22 protein-coding genes are annotated in these 17,160 nt (G+C 25.9%); 18 read left to right on the top strand and 4 right to left on the bottom strand.

Annotation, left to right across the window (positions count from 1 at the left end; translation table 11 throughout):
* Positions 1 to 471: 471 nt before the first annotated feature.
* On the top strand, positions 472 to 2,352 hold the full coding sequence (gene htpG / locus BUA19_RS10590) for a molecular chaperone HtpG (RefSeq protein WP_072726348.1): 1,881 nt from the start codon (positions 472 to 474) through the stop codon (positions 2,350 to 2,352).
* Between the two features lie 45 nt (positions 2,353 to 2,397).
* On the opposite strand, the gene BUA19_RS10585 is transcribed toward htpG, so the two are convergent.
* The 3 genes from BUA19_RS10585 to BUA19_RS10575 all read right to left on the bottom strand — a co-directional run bounded on the left by BUA19_RS10585 (position 2,398) and on the right by BUA19_RS10575 (position 4,172).
* A complete protein-coding gene (locus tag BUA19_RS10585; protein ID WP_072726346.1) occupies positions 2,398 to 2,586 on the bottom strand; it encodes a hypothetical protein in 189 nt (62 codons plus the stop codon).
* 14 nt (positions 2,587 to 2,600) lie between these two features.
* Complete coding sequence (locus tag BUA19_RS10580; protein WP_072726344.1) at positions 2,601 to 2,783, bottom strand: hypothetical protein; 183 nt, start codon at positions 2,781 to 2,783, stop codon at positions 2,601 to 2,603.
* 300 nt (positions 2,784 to 3,083) lie between these two features.
* A complete protein-coding gene (locus tag BUA19_RS10575) occupies positions 3,084 to 4,172 on the bottom strand; it encodes an AI-2E family transporter (RefSeq protein ID WP_072726342.1) in 1,089 nt (362 codons plus the stop codon).
* 124 nt (positions 4,173 to 4,296) lie between these two features.
* Here BUA19_RS10575 and BUA19_RS10570 point away from each other — a divergent pair, with 124 nt between their 5' ends.
* The 17 genes from BUA19_RS10570 (at position 4,297) to BUA19_RS10490 (ending at position 16,789) form a co-directional block, all read left to right on the top strand.
* Entirely contained in the window at positions 4,297 to 5,004 is a 708-nt protein-coding gene (locus BUA19_RS10570) for a pseudouridine synthase (RefSeq protein ID WP_072726340.1), read from the top strand.
* A gap of 16 nt (positions 5,005 to 5,020) precedes the next feature.
* Positions 5,021 to 5,455 carry a GNAT family N-acetyltransferase gene (locus tag BUA19_RS10565; protein ID WP_072726338.1) on the top strand — a complete coding sequence of 145 codons (435 nt, stop codon included), beginning with the start codon at positions 5,021 to 5,023 and terminating at the stop codon, positions 5,453 to 5,455.
* Positions 5,456 to 5,465: 10 nt separating this feature from the next.
* Positions 5,466 to 6,065: a class I SAM-dependent methyltransferase gene (locus BUA19_RS10560; protein WP_072726336.1), complete on the top strand. Its 600-nt coding sequence runs from the start codon at positions 5,466 to 5,468 to the stop codon at positions 6,063 to 6,065.
* Positions 6,062 to 6,820 carry a 5'/3'-nucleotidase SurE gene (gene surE, locus BUA19_RS10555; protein ID WP_072726334.1) on the top strand — a complete coding sequence of 253 codons (759 nt, stop codon included), beginning with the start codon at positions 6,062 to 6,064 and terminating at the stop codon, positions 6,818 to 6,820. The genes BUA19_RS10560 and surE overlap by 4 nt, the downstream gene beginning before the upstream one ends.
* A gap of 119 nt (positions 6,821 to 6,939) precedes the next feature.
* The gene (locus tag BUA19_RS10550; protein WP_072726333.1) at positions 6,940 to 7,164 is read left to right on the top strand and encodes a 4Fe-4S dicluster domain-containing protein; all 225 of its coding nucleotides are present in this window, start codon (positions 6,940 to 6,942) and stop codon (positions 7,162 to 7,164) included.
* A complete protein-coding gene (locus BUA19_RS10545) occupies positions 7,157 to 8,308 on the top strand; it encodes a 2-oxoacid:acceptor oxidoreductase subunit alpha (RefSeq protein WP_072726331.1) in 1,152 nt (383 codons plus the stop codon). The genes BUA19_RS10550 and BUA19_RS10545 overlap by 8 nt, the downstream gene beginning before the upstream one ends.
* On the top strand, positions 8,290 to 9,117 hold the full coding sequence (locus BUA19_RS10540) for a 2-oxoacid:ferredoxin oxidoreductase subunit beta (protein WP_072726329.1): 828 nt from the start codon (positions 8,290 to 8,292) through the stop codon (positions 9,115 to 9,117). Before BUA19_RS10545 ends, BUA19_RS10540 begins: the two co-directional genes overlap by 19 nt.
* Positions 9,114 to 9,647 carry a 2-oxoacid:acceptor oxidoreductase family protein gene (locus BUA19_RS10535; RefSeq protein ID WP_072726328.1) on the top strand — a complete coding sequence of 178 codons (534 nt, stop codon included), beginning with the start codon at positions 9,114 to 9,116 and terminating at the stop codon, positions 9,645 to 9,647. The genes BUA19_RS10540 and BUA19_RS10535 overlap by 4 nt, the downstream gene beginning before the upstream one ends.
* A gap of 19 nt (positions 9,648 to 9,666) precedes the next feature.
* Positions 9,667 to 10,527, top strand: a complete 861-nt coding sequence (locus BUA19_RS10530; protein WP_072726326.1) for a MurR/RpiR family transcriptional regulator — start codon at positions 9,667 to 9,669, stop codon at positions 10,525 to 10,527.
* Positions 10,528 to 10,612: 85 nt separating this feature from the next.
* Positions 10,613 to 11,224, top strand: coding sequence for a histidine phosphatase family protein (locus BUA19_RS10525; RefSeq protein ID WP_072726325.1), 612 nt, complete (start codon positions 10,613 to 10,615; stop codon positions 11,222 to 11,224).
* 1 nt (position 11,225) lies between these two features.
* Complete coding sequence (locus BUA19_RS10520) at positions 11,226 to 12,431, top strand: BaiN/RdsA family NAD(P)/FAD-dependent oxidoreductase (protein ID WP_072726323.1); 1,206 nt, start codon at positions 11,226 to 11,228, stop codon at positions 12,429 to 12,431.
* Positions 12,432 to 12,466: 35 nt separating this feature from the next.
* Positions 12,467 to 12,868: a chorismate mutase gene (aroH, locus tag BUA19_RS10515; RefSeq protein ID WP_072726321.1), complete on the top strand. Its 402-nt coding sequence runs from the start codon at positions 12,467 to 12,469 to the stop codon at positions 12,866 to 12,868.
* A complete protein-coding gene (cmk, locus tag BUA19_RS10510) occupies positions 12,843 to 13,490 on the top strand; it encodes a (d)CMP kinase (RefSeq protein WP_072726320.1) in 648 nt (215 codons plus the stop codon). Before aroH ends, cmk begins: the two co-directional genes overlap by 26 nt.
* An 11-nt stretch (positions 13,491 to 13,501) precedes the next feature.
* Positions 13,502 to 14,092: a lysophospholipid acyltransferase family protein gene (locus BUA19_RS10505; protein ID WP_072726318.1), complete on the top strand. Its 591-nt coding sequence runs from the start codon at positions 13,502 to 13,504 to the stop codon at positions 14,090 to 14,092.
* Between the two features lie 13 nt (positions 14,093 to 14,105).
* Positions 14,106 to 14,939, top strand: coding sequence for a 4-hydroxy-3-methylbut-2-enyl diphosphate reductase (locus BUA19_RS10500; protein WP_143145424.1), 834 nt, complete (start codon positions 14,106 to 14,108; stop codon positions 14,937 to 14,939).
* Positions 14,940 to 14,965: 26 nt separating this feature from the next.
* Positions 14,966 to 16,000 (top strand): 30S ribosomal protein S1, encoded by a 1,035-nt coding sequence (locus BUA19_RS10495; protein WP_072726314.1) that lies wholly within the window; start codon positions 14,966 to 14,968, stop codon positions 15,998 to 16,000.
* A 15-nt stretch (positions 16,001 to 16,015) separates the two neighbouring features.
* A complete protein-coding gene (locus BUA19_RS10490; RefSeq protein ID WP_178137495.1) occupies positions 16,016 to 16,789 on the top strand; it encodes a CheR family methyltransferase in 774 nt (257 codons plus the stop codon).
* 93 nt (positions 16,790 to 16,882) lie between these two features.
* Here BUA19_RS10490 and BUA19_RS10485 read toward each other — a convergent pair.
* The coding region (locus tag BUA19_RS10485; RefSeq protein ID WP_143145423.1) for a transposase at positions 16,883 to 17,160 on the bottom strand (278 nt) is incomplete at its 5' end.

The following is a 17,160-nucleotide window of genomic DNA, read 5'->3' as shown; positions in this document are numbered from 1 at the left end:
AGGTGTTTTATATTAACTATGAGAGATGTAAATTCTAAATAATCAAACACTCTTTCAATATCTCTTATTTGTTTTATATTAACTATGAGAGATGTAAATTGTTTTAATGTTTTTCGATCTTCTAAACTTAACTCTTGCTTTATATTAATTATGAGAGTGTAAATGAAGAAGTCTTTTTTCTTTTATAGGTAGGAGATGAATGAGCAAACACAACTTACTTATATTATTTTTTATAGCGTAGTTTTTATAATTGTAGTAGTAACATGTAATAAAGCTAAATAAAATGGGATGATTGAATAATTGACGCTATCTATTAAATTCATCTATCTTGACATGAGATTGAGGATATGATATATAAAAATTAAAAGATTAGCACTCTGTTGTTGAGAGTGCTAATAAATATTATAGGAAATTTGTTATTAAAATAAAATTACATAGTAAAATGGATTTTATATGAAAGGGGAGAGCAAATTGGAAAAAAAGCAGTTTAGAGCAGAGTCTAAGAGATTATTAGATTTAGTGATTAATTCTATTTATACCAATAGAGAGATATTTTTAAGAGAACTTATTTCTAATGCAAGTGATGCGATTGATAAAATTTATTATAAGACATTGACTGATGAAAATTTAGTTTTTAATAAAGATGATTATTATATCAAAGTAATTCCAGATAAAAAAGAGAGAATATTAAAAATTTCAGATACAGGTATAGGAATGACCAAAGAAGAACTTGAAGAAAATCTAGGGATAATTGCAAAAAGTGGATCTTTTGCATTTAAGAAAGAACATGAAATTAAAGAAGGGTTTGATATTATTGGTCAATTTGGAGTAGGATTTTATTCTGCATTTATGGTTGCAGATAAGGTTACTGTTATTACTAAAGCTTTGGGAAGTGATGAAGCTTTTAAGTGGGAGTCAACTGGTGTAGATGGGTATATAATTGAGCCATGTGAAAAAGATTCGGTTGGAACAGATATTATATTAAAAATAAAAGAAAATACGGAAGAAGAAAACTTTGATGAGTATTTAGAAGAATATAGATTAAAATATATTATTAAAAAGTATTCTGATTTTATTAGATATCCTATAAAAATGAATGTAACAAAAAGAAAATTAAAAGATGGTACTGAAAATGAATATGAAGAATATATGGAAGAAGAAATAGTAAATAGTATGGTACCTATTTGGAGAAAAAACAAAAATGAACTTACTAAAGAAGATTATGAAAATTTTTATTCGGAGAAACATTATGGATTTGATAAGCCATTAAAGCATATTCATATTAGTGTTGATGGAACTGTAAGATATAACGCTATTTTGTTTATTCCTGAAAAAATACCTTATGATTTTTATACAAAAGAGTACGAAAAAGGTTTAGAATTGTATTCTAATGGTGTATTAATTATGAATAAATGTTCAGATTTATTACCTGATTATTTTAGTTTTGTAAAAGGTATGGTTGATTCAGAGGATTTATCTTTAAATATATCAAGAGAGATGCTTCAACATACTAGACAGTTAAAATTTATTGCTAAAAATATTAAAAATAAAATAAAAAATGAATTGAAAAATATGTTAAAAAATGAAAGGGATAAGTATGAAATTTTTTATAAATCATTTGGAAGACAATTAAAATATGGTGTTTATAGTGATTTTGGTGCAAATAAAGAACTATTACAAGATTTATTGATGTTTTATTCTTCTAAAGAGAAAAAGATGGTAACTTTAGAAGAATACGTCGACAGAATGCCAGAAGAACAAAAATATATTTATTATGCTGTTGGAGAAACGAATGATAGAATTGAAAAATTGCCTCAAATAGAACTTGTAAAAGAAAAAGGGTATGAAATATTGTATTTTACTGAAGATATAGATGAGTTTGCAATAAAAATGTTAATGACATATAAAGATAAGGAATTTAAATCAGTTTCAAGTAGTGATTTAGGCATTGAAACTTGTGAAAATGAGAAAGATTCTAATAGTGAATATGAGGGCTATAAAGAAGTTTTTGAGTATATGAAAAATGTTTTAGGGGATAAAGTTAAGGATGTAAGAATATCAAAGAGATTAAAAAATCATCCTGTATGTTTATCGAATGACGGTGAGATAAGTATAGAGATGGAAAAAATATTAAATACTATGCCTAATAGTCAAAATATAAAAGCTGATAAAATTTTAGAAATTAATGTTAATCATGATATATTTAAGACATTGAAAGAATGTTTTGAAAAGGATAAAGAGAAATTAAAATTGTATACCAATATATTGTATAATCAATCATTGTTAATAGAAGGTTTGCCGATAAACGATCCTGTAGCATTTACAAATGATATTTGTAAAATAATGATTTAAATTGAATTTTAAAAGTTGCTGGAAAATTGTTTTCCAGCAACTTTTTTATGCTTCTTCATTGTAAGAAGCATTTTTTTTGTGTGAAAGTTTTGAGCGTTTTGTAAGCCTTTTGTTGTTTGAATCTATTTTTTTTCCATTTACGATTCCGATATCGCTTCCTTGTTCAGAATACATTTTTCTAAGTTCGGCATTTGTTTTTTTGTTTGTTTTTTTTAAATTTTTATTGTTGTTCATTTTATTTCCTCCTATTATTCATTTTTATCTCTTTTTCTTTTTTGAATAGGTTTACTTGTATTTTGACTTACAGATCCTGTTTGTCTGGGGTGAAGTGAATTTGGAAGATTAAGTTCTTCTGAAAATTCGAGTTTTAAATTAGGAGTTTGTCTTCCGTTTTTATTGTATTGGTTATTTTTATTGTTTTTATTCGACATGTTTTTTCCTCCTTATTTATATGTTTTATTTTTAATTTAACCAATTAAATAAAAATATATAGTAGAAATTATTGAAAATTGATTTGAAATATAGAAAAATATGTAAATTAGATTATAAAAAAATTCTCTGTATTACAATTGTAATACAGAGAATTTTTGTGAAATATGTAAAATAAAGAAAGGTCTTCAAGTTTTGAAATCTGTTGAAGACCTGAAATGCTTGGAAAATTACCTAAAAAATCACCTGCTTCGTTATTATAACAAATTCGACTTAATTTGACAAGTGGAAGTAAGTGTTTTTTAATAATTTTTTGTATTAAGTTTACTATTTATATATTTTTCAAGTTGTATTTTGATTATAGCCATGGCAGGAACACCCAAAAACATTCCAGCTAATCCAAAGGCTCCTCCGCCAATTATTACTGCTACTATAATCCATAAAGGGCTAAGTCCTACTTTATCACCTAATATTTTAGGACCCAGATATAGACCATCGAATTGTTGAAGTAAAAATATAAATATACCTAACCATAAAGCGTTTATTGGGTTGTTGATTAATGTTATTAAAATTGCAGGTACGGCTCCTATAAAAGGACCAAAGTAAGGAATCATATTTGTAATTCCGATTATTATGCTTATTAAAAGAGCATATGGAATTTTTAAAATTAATAATCCAATGAAACAAAGAATTCCTATAATTAAAGAATCTATCGCTTTTCCTACTATGTATTGAGAAAATATTCTATTAACTAATTTACAAAAATTTATTATTTTATTTGATTTTTCTTTGCCTTTCAATGCATATAAAAGTTTTTCAGTATTGTTTATAAGGTTTTCTTTATCTTTTAATAAATAAATAGAAATTATTAAACCAAGTACTGCATTAAATAGATTAGAAGTGATATTAATAGCTTTTATTACTAAATTAGATGAAGTTATATTTAAAAAATTTAAAGCTTCATTTATAATAGTATTTATATTTTGTTTTAAATAAGGATTACTGTATTCTAATAATTTTGATTTAATAATATTATTATTTATCCAGCTTTGAGCAGTATTTATGTAATTAGGCATATTTTTTGAAAGATCATTTATACTGCTGACAATTCTAGGAGTTAGTATAGTTATTGTAAAATTGATTATACTTAAAAGCAAAAAGTAAATAAGGAGAATGCTAAGACTTCTCTTAATTTTAAAATTGTTTTCAAAATAAACCATAATAGGATTTAATAAATAAGCAATAGCAAAAGCCCATACAAAAGGATTGATTAATGAAGTAAAAAAATTTAATTTTTGAATAAAGAATTCTGTATTATTTACGAGTTTAAAAAGTAAAAACGCAATAAGAAGCATAAAAATGTAGTACTTAGTTTTTTCTTTAAAAAACATGTTAAAACCTCCCAAGTAGAATAACATTGATGTTAAAATATATACTATATAAAAGGTATTTTAACATTTTATTGTAGGTTTAACAATATTTATATTGAAATATTAAATATAAAGGAGAGATGGTATGAGGTTAAATAAATATATGGCGTTATGTGGAGTAGCTTCAAGAAGAAAATCTGATGAACTTATAAAAAATAAAAAAGTAAAAGTAAATGGAAAAATAATTGATGAGTTGGGAGTTGATATAGACATAAATAAAGATATAGTTGAGGTTGATGGAAAAAAAATATATCTGAAAAATAAAAAGGTATATATAATTTTAAATAAACCAGAAGGATATGTTACTACTGTTAAAGATCAATTTAATAGAAAAAAAGTTTTAGATTTAGTTGAAAATATAGATGAAAGAATTTATCCAATAGGAAGATTAGATTATGAAACGTCAGGGCTTTTGTTCCTTACAAATGATGGAGAACTTACATATAAATTAACTCATCCTAAACATGAAATAACGAAGACTTATATAGCAAAATTAAAGGGGATTCCTAATGAAAATAAAATTAAAGAATTTGAAAAAGGTTTAAAAATAGAAAATTATATAACAGCTCCTGCGAAATTTAAAATATTAAAAAAAGAAAACGGCATTAGTATATGTGAAATAAAAATACATGAAGGTAAAAATAGACAAGTAAGAAAAATGTGTAAAGCGATTGGACATCCAGTCCTTTCTTTAAAAAGAGTATCTATGGGAAATATAAAATTAGGAAATCTTAAAAAAGGTGAGTGGAGATATTTGACTGAAGATGAAATTAAGTATTTGAAATCTTTATAAATGAGGAGTGAATATAATGATTACTATTTGTAAAATTAAAGATAGAGACTTGGAAAAATTTGAAAATATTTTAAAAGAAAAGAATATAAATACTATTACAAAAGATAATTTTTTGGTTGTATATGAAGAAAATGATATATTAGGATTTGGAGGATATGAGTTATTAGATAATATAGCAGTTTTGAAAATTATAGATATATTTGATAAAGGAATGGATAGCATTTTAAGAGATGGATTGATAAAATCTCTTTTAAATTTAGCTGATATTAATGGAATAAGAATATTTATGGTAAAAAAAGATGAAAATGTATCTTTTTATAAAAATATAGGGTTTAAAGATTTGAAAAATAGGGATTTTATTTTAAATTTAGATGTAAATGAAGATGAGTATTTATATATAAATATTTTGGAGTTTTTTACAAATCCATGTAGAGGAAATAAAAAAGTTTAAGGAGGAGTAAATGTTGAGAAAAACAAGGTATTTAACAAAAGTTACAGATTTGACTAAAATAATTTTAGAAAATGCAATCAAAGAAGGAGATATAGTTGTAGATGCTACTGTTGGGAATGGACATGATACTGAATATTTAGCTAGAAAAGTTGGAGAAAAAGGTAAAGTATATGGATTTGATATACAACAAATAGCAATAGATAAAACTAAGGAAAGACTTCAAAAAAATGGACTTATTAAAAGGGTATCTTTAATATTAGATGGACATGAAAATATGGATAAATACATAAGGGAAAAAGTATCTTGTATTTTTTTTAATTTAGGATATCTTCCTAGAGGCGATCATAAATTAATAACAAAGCCTAAAACTACTATTTTGGCTATTGAAAAATCATTAAAAATTTTAAAACCTTATGGAATTATAAGTATTGCTCTATATACAGGACATGAAGGGGGAATGGAAGAAAAAAATGCAGTAGAAGAATTTTTATCTAATCTAGATCAAAATTATTTTAATGTTTTAAAATGTAATTTTATAAATCAGAAAAATAATCCTCCACAACTTATATTAATTGAAAAAAAGATGATATTAGGAAGTGATGAAGAATGAATATATTAATAACAAATGATGATGGTATAAGAGCTAAAGGAATTTATGAGTTAGCTAATGCTATAAAAAATATAGCAAATGTATATGTGGTTGCTCCAGATTCAGAAAAAAGTGCAATTGGTCATGCTATTACTATGCACACTCCGTTAAGAGTAGAAGAAATTGATTTTTGTGAAGGTGTTAAAGCATATAGTGTAAGTGGAACTCCTGCAGATTGTGTTAAACTTGGGATAGAGGTTATATTAAGAGGTATAAATATAGATCTTGTTTTAAGCGGAATAAATAATGGACCGAATTTAGGTACAGATGTTATATATTCAGGAACGGTTTCAGGTGCAATTGAAGGGCTTATTCAAAATAAACCTGCCATGGCAATTTCATATGTTGGGAAAAATATATTAAGCGAAGAATACAGAAAATGCGGAAAATATATATTGGAAATAGTTAATAAATACAAAAAAAGATTAGATTTACTAAAAGATTGTGTTATAAATATTAATATTCCTAATATAAAAGATAACAATATAGAAGGAATTAAAATTACAAAACTTGGAGTAAGAAAATATGAAAATGCATTTGAAGAAAGGATTGATCCTTTTGGGAATAAATATTATTGGATGGGAGGTAAAATTAGAGAATTTCTTCAAGATGAAGATAGTGATATTGCAGCTGTTGAACAAGGATATATTTCTATAACTCCTCTTTACACTGATTTAACATATTATGATAAAATTGGGAATTTGAATATTTTTTGAAATTTTAATTTCAAAATGAAAGTTTAAAAATAAAAAATGAAATTTAAATTGCAGAAAAGGAATTGTTTTGATATTATATAATTAATAAAAAATTCTGAAATATATTTAGGGGGGAGACTATGGCACTAGATAAAAAAAAGCTCGTAATAAACTCTAATTGGTGTAAAGCTTGTGGAATTTGTGTAGCTTTTTGTCCTAAAAATGTATTAGAAATAAGAGATAATTTAGTAAATATAAAAAATATACAAAACTGCATAAAATGTGGACTTTGTGAACTTAGATGTCCAGATTATGCTATATATTTAGAAGATACTTTATGCGAGGGGGATAAAATACATGCATGATAATGTGAAATTTCTTCAAGGAAATGAAGCTTGTGTTCATGGTGCTATTTATGCGGGAATGAGATTTTTTGCAGGATATCCTATAACGCCTTCTACTGAAATTGCAGAACTTTCATCAGCTTTACTTCCAAGAGTTGGAGGGAAATTTATACAAATGGAAGATGAAATAGCTAGTATGGCAGCTGTCATTGGAGGATCTTTAGGAGGATTAAAGTCAATGACAGCAACTAGTGGCCCAGGATTTTCTTTAAAACAAGAGAATATTGGTTATGCTTCAATTACAGAAATTCCTTGTGTTATAGTTAATGTTCAAAGAGGTGGACCAAGTACAGGACTTCCGACTTCTCCATCTCAAGGAGATGTAATGCAGGCAAAATGGGGGACTCATGGAGATCATCCTATAATAGTTTTATCACCTACTTCTGTTAGTGAAACTTTTTATCTTACAGTAAAAGCTTTTAATTTTGCAGAAAAATATAGAACACCTGTAATACTTCTTTTAGATGAAGTAATAGCTCATATGAGAGAAAAAGTTGAAATACCAGAAAATGGGGAAATTGAAATAATAAATAGAAAAAAGCCAACTTGTATTCCTGAAGAATATAAGGCTTATGAATATACTGATGATTTAGTTCCTGCTATGGCTAATTTTGGAGAAGGTTATAGATATAATGTTACAGGACTTATTCATGATGAAACTGGTTTTCCTACTAACAGCACAAAAGAAGCTGAAAAACTTTTAAATAGATTGATGAGTAAAATTAATAATAATTTAGATGATATATTAATTTATGAAGAATATCTTATAGATGATGCAGAAATTTTATTTATAACTTTTGGATGTATGGCAAGATCTACAAAAGAATCTGTAAATATATTAAGAGAGCAAGGAATTAATGCAGGAATGTTTGTATTAAAAACTATTTGGCCATTTCCAGAGGAAAAAATTAAAATATTAAATAAAAAAATAAAGAATATATTTGTTCCAGAAATGAATTTAGGTCAAATACGTATTGAGGTAGAACGAATAGTAGATAAGGACTCTTGTGTATATGGAATTAATAAAGCAAATGGAGAAATTATAACTCCAGAAGAAATAAATGATTATGTTAAGGGGGTATTACAGTGCCTAGCAAAATTATAGAAAATAATTTTAGAATTCAAAGACTTCCCCATATTTGGTGTTCTGGATGTGGCCATGGTATATTAATGAGAGCTATAGCTGTTTCAATAGAGGAATTAAATCTTGACAAGGAAAAGGTTTGCATAGTTTCTGGAATAGGTTGTTCATCAAGAGCAGCTGGATATATGAATTTCAATACGCTTCATACAACACATGGGAGAGCTATAGCTTTTGCAACGGGACTTAAGTTTTCAAATCCAGAGCTTACTGTAATAGTTATATCTGGAGATGGAGATGCTTCTGCAATTGGGGGAAATCATTTGATTCATGCTTGTAGAAGAAATATAGATATAACAACAGTTGTATTTAATAATAATATATATGGTATGACAGGAGGACAATATTCGCCTACAACACCAACTAAAGATAGGGCAACTACTGCTCCATACGGGAATATTGATAAGCCGTTTGATATTTGTAATTTAGCTTCAGGGGCAGGAGCTACATATGTGGCAAGAGCTACTGTTTATCATGTAAAAAAAATGATAGAGTATGTAAAGAAAGGTATAATGCATAAAGGATTTTCTTTAATAGAAGGAGTAAGTATATGTCCAACTTATTATGGTAGAAAAAATAAAAAGGGAAGTTCTGTAGATTTAATGAATTATTTAAAAGATAATTTTGTAGATATTAAATTAAAAGATAAACTACCAAAAGATAAATTAAATGGGAAAATATTTATGGGAGAATTTAAGAATACAAGAGAGCCTGAATATGTGGATGAGTATTTTAAAATAATAGATCTGTTTAAAAAGGAGAGATTAGTGTGAAAAGAGAAATAAGATTAACTGGCTCCGGTGGACAGGGGTTAATTCTTGCAGGAATAATATTAGCTGAAAGCGCTATTATGTCTAGTATAAATGCTATTCAAAGTCAGTCGTATGGACCAGAAGCAAGAGGAGGAGCTAGTAAGTCAGAAGTTATAATAAGTGATGAAGAAATTAACTTTCCTAAAGTAATATGTCCTGATTTGTTATTATGTTTAACACAGAAAGCATATGATCAATATGGAAAAAATATTAAAAAAAATGGAATTTTAATAGTTGATTCTTCTGTTAATATAAGTAATAATATAAGTGCAAATAATTTTTATAAAATACCTATAATAAAAACTGCTAAAGAAAAGGTAGGCAGAGAAATGGTAGCAAATATAGTTGCTTTAGGAGCAATTAAGGAAGTTACTCAAATGGTAAATACGGAAAGTTTAAAAAATGCAATATTAGCAAGAGTTCCTCAAGGAAGTGAGGATTTAAATATGAAAGCTTTTGATGAGGGACAATTGTTAATAAAAAATATGTAAAAAGGGAGCTAGTTTTTATATGGAAGAGAACAAAGATTTAATTGCAATAATACAGGAACAATTTCCAAAATTGAGTAAAGGGCAAAAACTCATTGCTCAATTTATACTTTCAAATTATGATAAAGCAGCTTTTATGACAGCTGGTAAATTAGGAGAAAAAGTTGGAGTAAGCGAATCTACTGTAGTAAGATTTGCCAATGCTTTGGGGTTTGATGGATATCCAAAACTTCAAAAATCACTTCAAGAACTTATAAAAACAAAGCTTACAACTGTTCAAAGAGTTGAAATGGCTAAAGAATATTCCAATGATTGGACTATATTCAGAAAAGTATTAAAATCAGATGTAGAAAATATAAAAAGTACTCTTGATGAAATGGATGAAAATGCTTTTCAGTATACTATTAATAAAATATTAAAAGCTAGAAAAATATATATAGTGGGACTCAGAAGTTCAACTGCAATAGCAGAGTATTTAGGGTTTTATCTCAATATAATTTTAGATAATGTTAATATTGTCAGTTATGGAATAAGCGATTTATTTGAACAAATATTAAAAGTTGGAAAAGATGATTTAGTAATAACAATAAGTTTTCCAAGATATTCAAAGAAAACCTTTGAACTTGCAAATTATGCAAAAAAACAAGGAGCAAGTATTATTTCTTTAACAGATAGTGTACTTGCACCTGTGGCTTCAATATCAGAAGAAATTATAACGGTTAAAAGTAATATGGCATCTTTTGTTGATTCTTTAGTTGCACCGCTTAGCGTTGCTAATGCTATAATAGTAGCCGTAGGAATGAGAAAAAAGGAAGAAATTAAAGAGTATTTTGACAAACTAGAAATTATATGGAAAGAATATCATATTTATGATGAAAAATAATCCAAAATTTTCAATCCTGTGTTGTTAAATAAACAATACAGGATTTTTGTTGTATAATAGATTATTATAACAAAGGAGGTAAAATATGAATAAATTTTTTATAGTAAGGCATGGACAAACCGAATGGAATATACAAGGAAAAACTCAAGGGCATGGAAATTCGAGTTTAACAGAAAAAGGAAAGGAAGAAACTAAAAAATTAGCTATTAAGCTTTCAAAATATAATATAGATTATATATATAGTAGTGATTTAGGTAGAACTATGGAAACTTCTAATATAATATCTTCTGTTTTACAAAAAGAGGTAATATATGATAAAAATTTGAGGGAAATAAATTTTGGAAAATGGGAAGGGCTTACTATTGATGAAATTAAAAATCAATATTCTGATATATATAAAATTTGGAGAAATGAACCTCATAATGCACTAATACCAGATGCAGAAAATTTGATTTCTTTAAAGGAAAGACTTTTAAAATGTATAAATAGTCTAAACAAAAAACACAGAAATTCTAATATACTTTTAGTATCTCATGGAATGTCTATAAAAGTATTACTTTTAAGTTTATTAGGTTCTGATCTTTCTAATCTTTATAGAATAAAACAAGATAATACGGCTTTGAATATAGTAGAATTTAGAGACTATGGACCGGTTATAATAAAAATTAATGATACTAGTCATTTGGAAGGAGAGTAAAATGAGTAAAGTTTTAGTAATTGGAGGAGGACCTGCTGGAATGATGGCAGCAATTATGGCAGGAAGAAATAATAACGATGTTATGTTAATAGACAAAAATAAAGAGCTTGGTAAAAAACTGAAAATAACAGGCGGAGGAAGATGCAATATAACAAATATGAGAGATATAGAAGACTTTTTGGAAAAGATAGTAGTAAATCATAAATTTTTATATAGTTGTCTTTATACATTTACAAATTTAGATTTAGTAGAATTTTTTAAAAAGCATAATTTGAATTTTAAAATAGAAGAAGATTTAAAAGTATATCCGGAAAATGATAAATCTCAAGAAATAATTGATATTTTAAAAAAAGAACTTAAAAAATCTAATGTAAAAATAATTTATGAAAAAGAATTTAAAGATTTATTAGTTGAAGACAATGCAGTTAAGGGAGTTGTTTTAGAAAGTGAAGAAATAATAAAAGCAGATAAAGTAATAATTTCAACAGGTGGGATGAGTTATCCTAAAACAGGCTCTAGTGGAGAAACTTATGAAATATTAAAAAAATATGGACATACTATAAATAAAATATATCCATCTTTAGTACCGCTAATTATAAAAGAAAAATGGATTAAAAATTTACAGGGAATATCAATAAGAAACGTAAAAGTTTCAAGTTATAGTAAAAATAAAAAAATAGAAATGTTGGGAGATATATTATTTGCTCATTTTGGAGTTACAGGACCAGTTATACTTAATATATCTTCGTTTTTGAATAAAACTTTAAAAGAAAAAGAAGTAGATATTATTGTGGATTTTATTCCTGATATAAAAAAAGAAGAATTATCTAAACTTATTAGAAAAAATCCTAATAAAGCTATATATAATAATTTAAAAGAAATTCTTCCTCTTAATTTTACAAAAGAATTACTCAATTATTTAAGTATAAATAAAAAGCCAAATGAATTAAATAAACAAGAAGAAAAAAGGATTATAGAAAGTATTAAAAATTTAAAATTAACTTGTGTAGGAACTAAAAGCATAAATGAAGCAATAGTAACTTCAGGGGGGATAAATGTAAAAGAGATCAATTCATCAACTATGGAGTCAAAGGTAATTAACAATCTTTATTTTGCTGGAGAAATAATAGATGTAGAAGGATTAACTGGAGGATATAATTTACAGATTGCTTTTTCAACAGGTTACTTAGCTGGAATAAGTGTTTAAAATTTGATATAATATTAACTTACGATGGTGATAATATGAAGATTTTAGCTATAAGAGGAGCTACTACTGTAAATAAAAATACAAAAGAAGAAATATTAAAAGAAACAGCAGTATTAATGAAAAAAATAATGGAAATTAATGATTTGAAGCAAGAAGATATAATAAGCATAATTTTTACAATGACAAGAGATTTAGATGAAGTTTATCCTTCTGTTGCTGTAAGAGAAATAATGGGAATTATAGATGTTCCTCTTTTGAATTTTGAAGAAAAATATATAAAAGGTAGTTTGAAAAAATGTATAAGAGTTTTAATTCATATAAATTCTAATAAAGAAAAAAGTGAAATAGTACATGTATATTTAAATAATGCAAAAAATTTAAGATTGGATTTAAATATGAGGAGTGATTGTGATGAAAAATGTAGTAATAGCAGTTGATGGACCAGCAGGAGCAGGGAAAAGTACTGTAGCGAAAATAATAGCTAAAAAGTTAAATATAAATTATATTGATACAGGAGCTATGTATAGAGCTATTACGTATAAAGCTATAAAAGAAAATATAAATATTGGAGATGAAAAAGCTTTAATAGAAATAGCTAAAAATACTCAAATAGATTTTAAAGAAAACAATATATATTTAGATGGAAAAATTGTAAATGAAGAAATAAGAACGCCTGAGGTAAGTAATAATGTATCTAAAGTAGCACAGATAAGAGAAATAAGAGAAATAATGGTTGATCTTCAGAGAAAAATGGGACAAAAATATTCGGTTATAATGGATGGAAGAGATATAGGGAGTTATGTTTTTAAAAATGCTGATTTTAAATTTTATTTAACAGCAGGAGTAAATGAAAGAGCTATTAGAAGATATAAAGAATTAAAAGAAAAAGGTTATGATGTTAAGCTCGATGATATAATAAAGGATATTGAAATTAGAGATGAAATTGATTCTAAAAGAGAATTTGCGCCACTTATTAAGGCTGATGATGCTATAGAAATAGATACTAGTAATAAAAATATAGATGAAGTGGTTGAAGAAATGATGAAATATATAAATTAGGGGGGAGTTTTTTGAAGTTTTATAGTATTGCTAAGTGTATAGTGATCCCTATTATTAAATTGTTTTATAAAATAGAAGTAATAGGAGAAGAAAAAGTGCCGATGAAAGAACCTTTAATATTTGCATCTAATCATAAAAGTAATCTAGATCCTATTTTAATAGGAGCTTTTATGCCAAGGGAAGTTTCTTATATGGCAAAAAAGGAATTGTTTAAAAATAAGTTGTTGGGATATATACTTAAAAATTTAAATGTATTTCCTGTTGATAGAAATAAAACAGGAATATCGACTATAAAAGTTGCATTAAAAATATTAAAATCAGAAAAAGCTTTAGGTATATTTCCAGAAGGAACTAGAATTAAGGGAGAAGAACTTGGAAAAGCAAAAGCAGGAACAGCTATGCTTGCTATAAAAGGAAAAGCAAAGGTGTGTCCGGTTTCTATTATTGGAAATTACAAATTGTTTAGTAAAATAACTCTTTATATAGATGATCCTATAAGTTTTGAAGAATATTATAAGGAAAAACTTACTTCTAGTGATTATGAAATTTTAAGTCAAAAAGTTTTAGATGTAATTGGGGAAAATATGAACAAGTTAAATTAAGGGGGAGATAATGTTGAAAGTAAAAATAGCCTCATATGCTGGATTTTGTTTTGGTGTTGAAAGGGCTATGAATATGGCTTGGAAAGAAGTGGAAGAAAATTCTGATGTATATTCATTAGGGCCTTTAATTCATAATAAGCAAGCAGTTAAAAAATATGAAGATAAAGGACTTAAAGTAATAAATTCATTAGATGAAGCAGAAAATAAGTCGAGAGTGATAATAAGATCACATGGAGTTGGATTAAAAATATATGAAGAGGCAAAAGAAAAAGGAATAAAAATAATTGATGCAACTTGTCCTTTTGTAAAAAAAATACAAGATATAGTTTATAAATATTATAATGAAGAATATAAAATAATAATAGTTGGAGATTATTCGCATCCAGAAGTTATAGGGATAAATGGATGGTGTAATAATGAAGCTGTAATTGTAAAAAATATAGAGGATTTAGATAATATTCCTAGAAATTATAAAAAGTATTGTGTTGTAGCTCAAACTACTATGAATTTGAATGTTTATGAAAAAATAACAGAGAAATTAGAGAAAATGTTAGAGTGTGTAGAGTTTTACAATACAATATGTTCAGCCACAAGAGAAAGGCAAAAAGCAGCAAAAGAGCTTTCAAGAGAAGTAGATGTTATGATTGTTATAGGTGGTAAGCATAGTTCTAATACTCAAAAATTAGTACAAATATGTAGTGAAAATGTAATTACTTATCATATAGAAACTATAGATGATTTAGATTTAAATAAACTTAAAAAATATTCTTTTGTAGGAATAACAGCAGGAGCATCAACTCCGAAATGGATAATTGAGGAAGTTGTAAGCTCTATTGAAAAGTTATAAAAAATATATAAGGGAGAGATGGGAAAATGAATAGTGAAATGCAACAGTTGTTAATGGAAGAAGAAAAATTATTTAAAAATATAAAGAAAGGAAAAATATTAAAAGGAAGAATTGTGTTGTGTAAAGAAGAATATTATGTTGATTTGAATTATAAAACTGATGGAATTCTTCCGAAAAATGAAGTTGTTGAAGGAGAAAAATTAAAAGTAGGAGATGAAATTTTTGTAAAAGTAATAAAAGTTGATAGAAACTCTGGAGAAATTATACTTTCTCAAAAAAAAGCTGAAGAAGAAAATATATGGAATAATTTGAAGGTAGGGCAAGTTTTAGAAGTTGAAATAAAAGAAAAAAATGATAATGGATTAATAGCAATTTATAAAGAAAATGTAAGGGGATTTATTCCTTTAAGTCATATTGATATAAAATATATAAACTCTAGTGAACTTGAAAAATATAGAGGCCAAAAAGTAAGAGCTGAAGTAATAGATGTTGATTTGAATAAAAAAAGATTGATATTATCTGTGAAAAATATATTACTTAAGGAACAAGAGAAAAAGAAAATTAGTTTTATTAATAATATAGAAGAAGGTAACATATATGAAGGTGTTGTAAAAGATATAAAAGAATATGGAATTTTTGTAGATTTAGGAGGGTTTATTGGACTTGTATATAAGACAGAGGTATCTTGGGATAAAGGTGAAGATATATTTAAGCTATATAATATAGGGGATAATGTGAAGGTTAAAATTTTATCTTTTGACAAGGAAAAAGAGAGGTTATCATTAAGCATTAAAGAACTTCAAAAAAATCCATGGGATGAGTTTTTAGAAAATTATAAAGTTGGAGATGTATTAGAGGGAATAGTAAAAACTATTAAGGATTATGGAATTTTTGTAAAATTAAATAAATCAGTAGATGGATTTGTACATATATCTAATATGTCTTATGAATTTATTAAAAGTCCTAAAGATATTGTTAAATTGGGAGATAAAGTAAAAGTAAAAATAGCAAATATAGATTTAGATAATAAAAAAATAGAACTTACTATGATTTTAAAATAGGAGGAAAATTATATAATGGTTGGATATGAGGTTTTTAAGGAAAAAATTTATAAAAAAACAGGTATAAATCTTTCTTTATATAAAGAAAAGCAAATGCGTAGAAGGCTAGAATCTTTAGCTGGAAGAAATGGATTTAGTAATTTTGAGGATTATTTTAATGCTATAGATAAAAATAAAAAATTATTTGATGAATTTATAAATTATATGACTATAAATGTTTCAGAATTTTATAGAAATCCAGAACAATGGAAGGTGTTAGAATCAAACATAATACCTAATCTTATGAAAAAGAGTAATAATTTAAAAGTATGGAGTGCTGCTTGTTCTACTGGAGAAGAACCTTATTCATTGGTTATGCTTCTTAGCAAATTTATGCCTATTAATAAGATAAATATAATAGCAACAGATCTTGATAAAGAGGCTATGAACAAGGCTAAAACAGGAATTTATTCAGAAAAAAGTTTAAAAAATTTACCTAAAGATTTTATAAATAAATTTTTTAACAAAGTAGGAAATAGTTATAGTATAAAAGATGAAATAAAAAATAGAGTTACTTTTAAACAGCATAATTTATTAAAAGATAGTTTTTTTGATAATTGTGATCTTATAGTATGTAGAAATGTGATGATATATTTTACAGAAGAAGCTAAAGCTGAAATTTATTCAAAATTTAGTAAATCATTAAAAAAAGAAGGTATATTATTTGTGGGAAGCACTGAACAAATAATAATGCCTAATAAATACAATTTAAAACCTGTAAGAACATTTTTTTACGGTAAATTAGATTAATTAAATACTGTTGACTTTATTGGTTCTTTGTCAAATAGTGTTGGTAAAGAGAATCACAAAGTTAATTGTTGGCCGTTTAAAACCGAATAGGTTTTAGACGGCTTTTAACTTTAGTAAATTTTGACTTATAAGTATTCTATTCTTGAAATGAAAAAAGCTTTTGTAGCCAAATGCAATCCTTTTTATTACTTTAATTTTATTATTAATTCCTTCAATTAATCCGTTTGTATAATCACATTCAAATGTATTTTTTATATAGTCTTTATACTTTTTAATAGATTTAATAGATGTTTTCATGTAATCAGATATATCTGAATGATTATTGTTAAGAATACTCTCAAGTAATTGATATTTTTTTGTTTTAATAGCAT

The organism is Tepidibacter thalassicus DSM 15285, assembly GCF_900129915.1.
In the GTDB taxonomy this organism is placed as follows: Bacteria; Bacillota; Clostridia; order Peptostreptococcales; family Peptostreptococcaceae; genus Tepidibacter; species Tepidibacter thalassicus.
Note: the sequence above shows the minus strand (reverse complement) of the source record. Positions and strands in the feature narration are given on the sequence as shown.

What these genes read in the sequence shown, in the direction of transcription:
- surE (WP_072726334.1), top strand. Translation starts at nt 6,062, where the DNA reads ATGAATATATTAATAACAAATGATGATGGTATAAGAGCTAAAGGAATT.
- aroH (WP_072726321.1), top strand. Translation starts at nt 12,467, where the DNA reads ATGAAGATTTTAGCTATAAGAGGAGCTACTACTGTAAATAAAAATACA.
- BUA19_RS10550 (WP_072726333.1), top strand. Translation starts at nt 6,940, where the DNA reads ATGGCACTAGATAAAAAAAAGCTCGTAATAAACTCTAATTGGTGTAAA.
- cmk (WP_072726320.1), top strand. Translation starts at nt 12,843, where the DNA reads ATGAAAAATGTAGTAATAGCAGTTGATGGACCAGCAGGAGCAGGGAAA.
- BUA19_RS10570 (WP_072726340.1), top strand. Translation starts at nt 4,297, where the DNA reads ATGAGGTTAAATAAATATATGGCGTTATGTGGAGTAGCTTCAAGAAGA.
- BUA19_RS10525 (WP_072726325.1), top strand. Translation starts at nt 10,613, where the DNA reads ATGAATAAATTTTTTATAGTAAGGCATGGACAAACCGAATGGAATATA.
- BUA19_RS10575 (WP_072726342.1), bottom strand. Translation starts at nt 4,172, where the DNA reads ATGTTTTTTAAAGAAAAAACTAAGTACTACATTTTTATGCTTCTTATT.
- BUA19_RS10580 (WP_072726344.1), bottom strand. Translation starts at nt 2,783, where the DNA reads ATGTCGAATAAAAACAATAAAAATAACCAATACAATAAAAACGGAAGA.
- BUA19_RS10565 (WP_072726338.1), top strand. Translation starts at nt 5,021, where the DNA reads ATGATTACTATTTGTAAAATTAAAGATAGAGACTTGGAAAAATTTGAA.
- BUA19_RS10585 (WP_072726346.1), bottom strand. Translation starts at nt 2,586, where the DNA reads ATGAACAACAATAAAAATTTAAAAAAAACAAACAAAAAAACAAATGCC.
- BUA19_RS10560 (WP_072726336.1), top strand. Translation starts at nt 5,466, where the DNA reads ATGTTGAGAAAAACAAGGTATTTAACAAAAGTTACAGATTTGACTAAA.
- BUA19_RS10490 (WP_178137495.1), top strand. Translation starts at nt 16,016, where the DNA reads ATGGTTGGATATGAGGTTTTTAAGGAAAAAATTTATAAAAAAACAGGT.
- BUA19_RS10495 (WP_072726314.1), top strand. Translation starts at nt 14,966, where the DNA reads ATGAATAGTGAAATGCAACAGTTGTTAATGGAAGAAGAAAAATTATTT.
- BUA19_RS10545 (WP_072726331.1), top strand. Translation starts at nt 7,157, where the DNA reads ATGCATGATAATGTGAAATTTCTTCAAGGAAATGAAGCTTGTGTTCAT.
- BUA19_RS10530 (WP_072726326.1), top strand. Translation starts at nt 9,667, where the DNA reads ATGGAAGAGAACAAAGATTTAATTGCAATAATACAGGAACAATTTCCA.
- BUA19_RS10520 (WP_072726323.1), top strand. Translation starts at nt 11,226, where the DNA reads ATGAGTAAAGTTTTAGTAATTGGAGGAGGACCTGCTGGAATGATGGCA.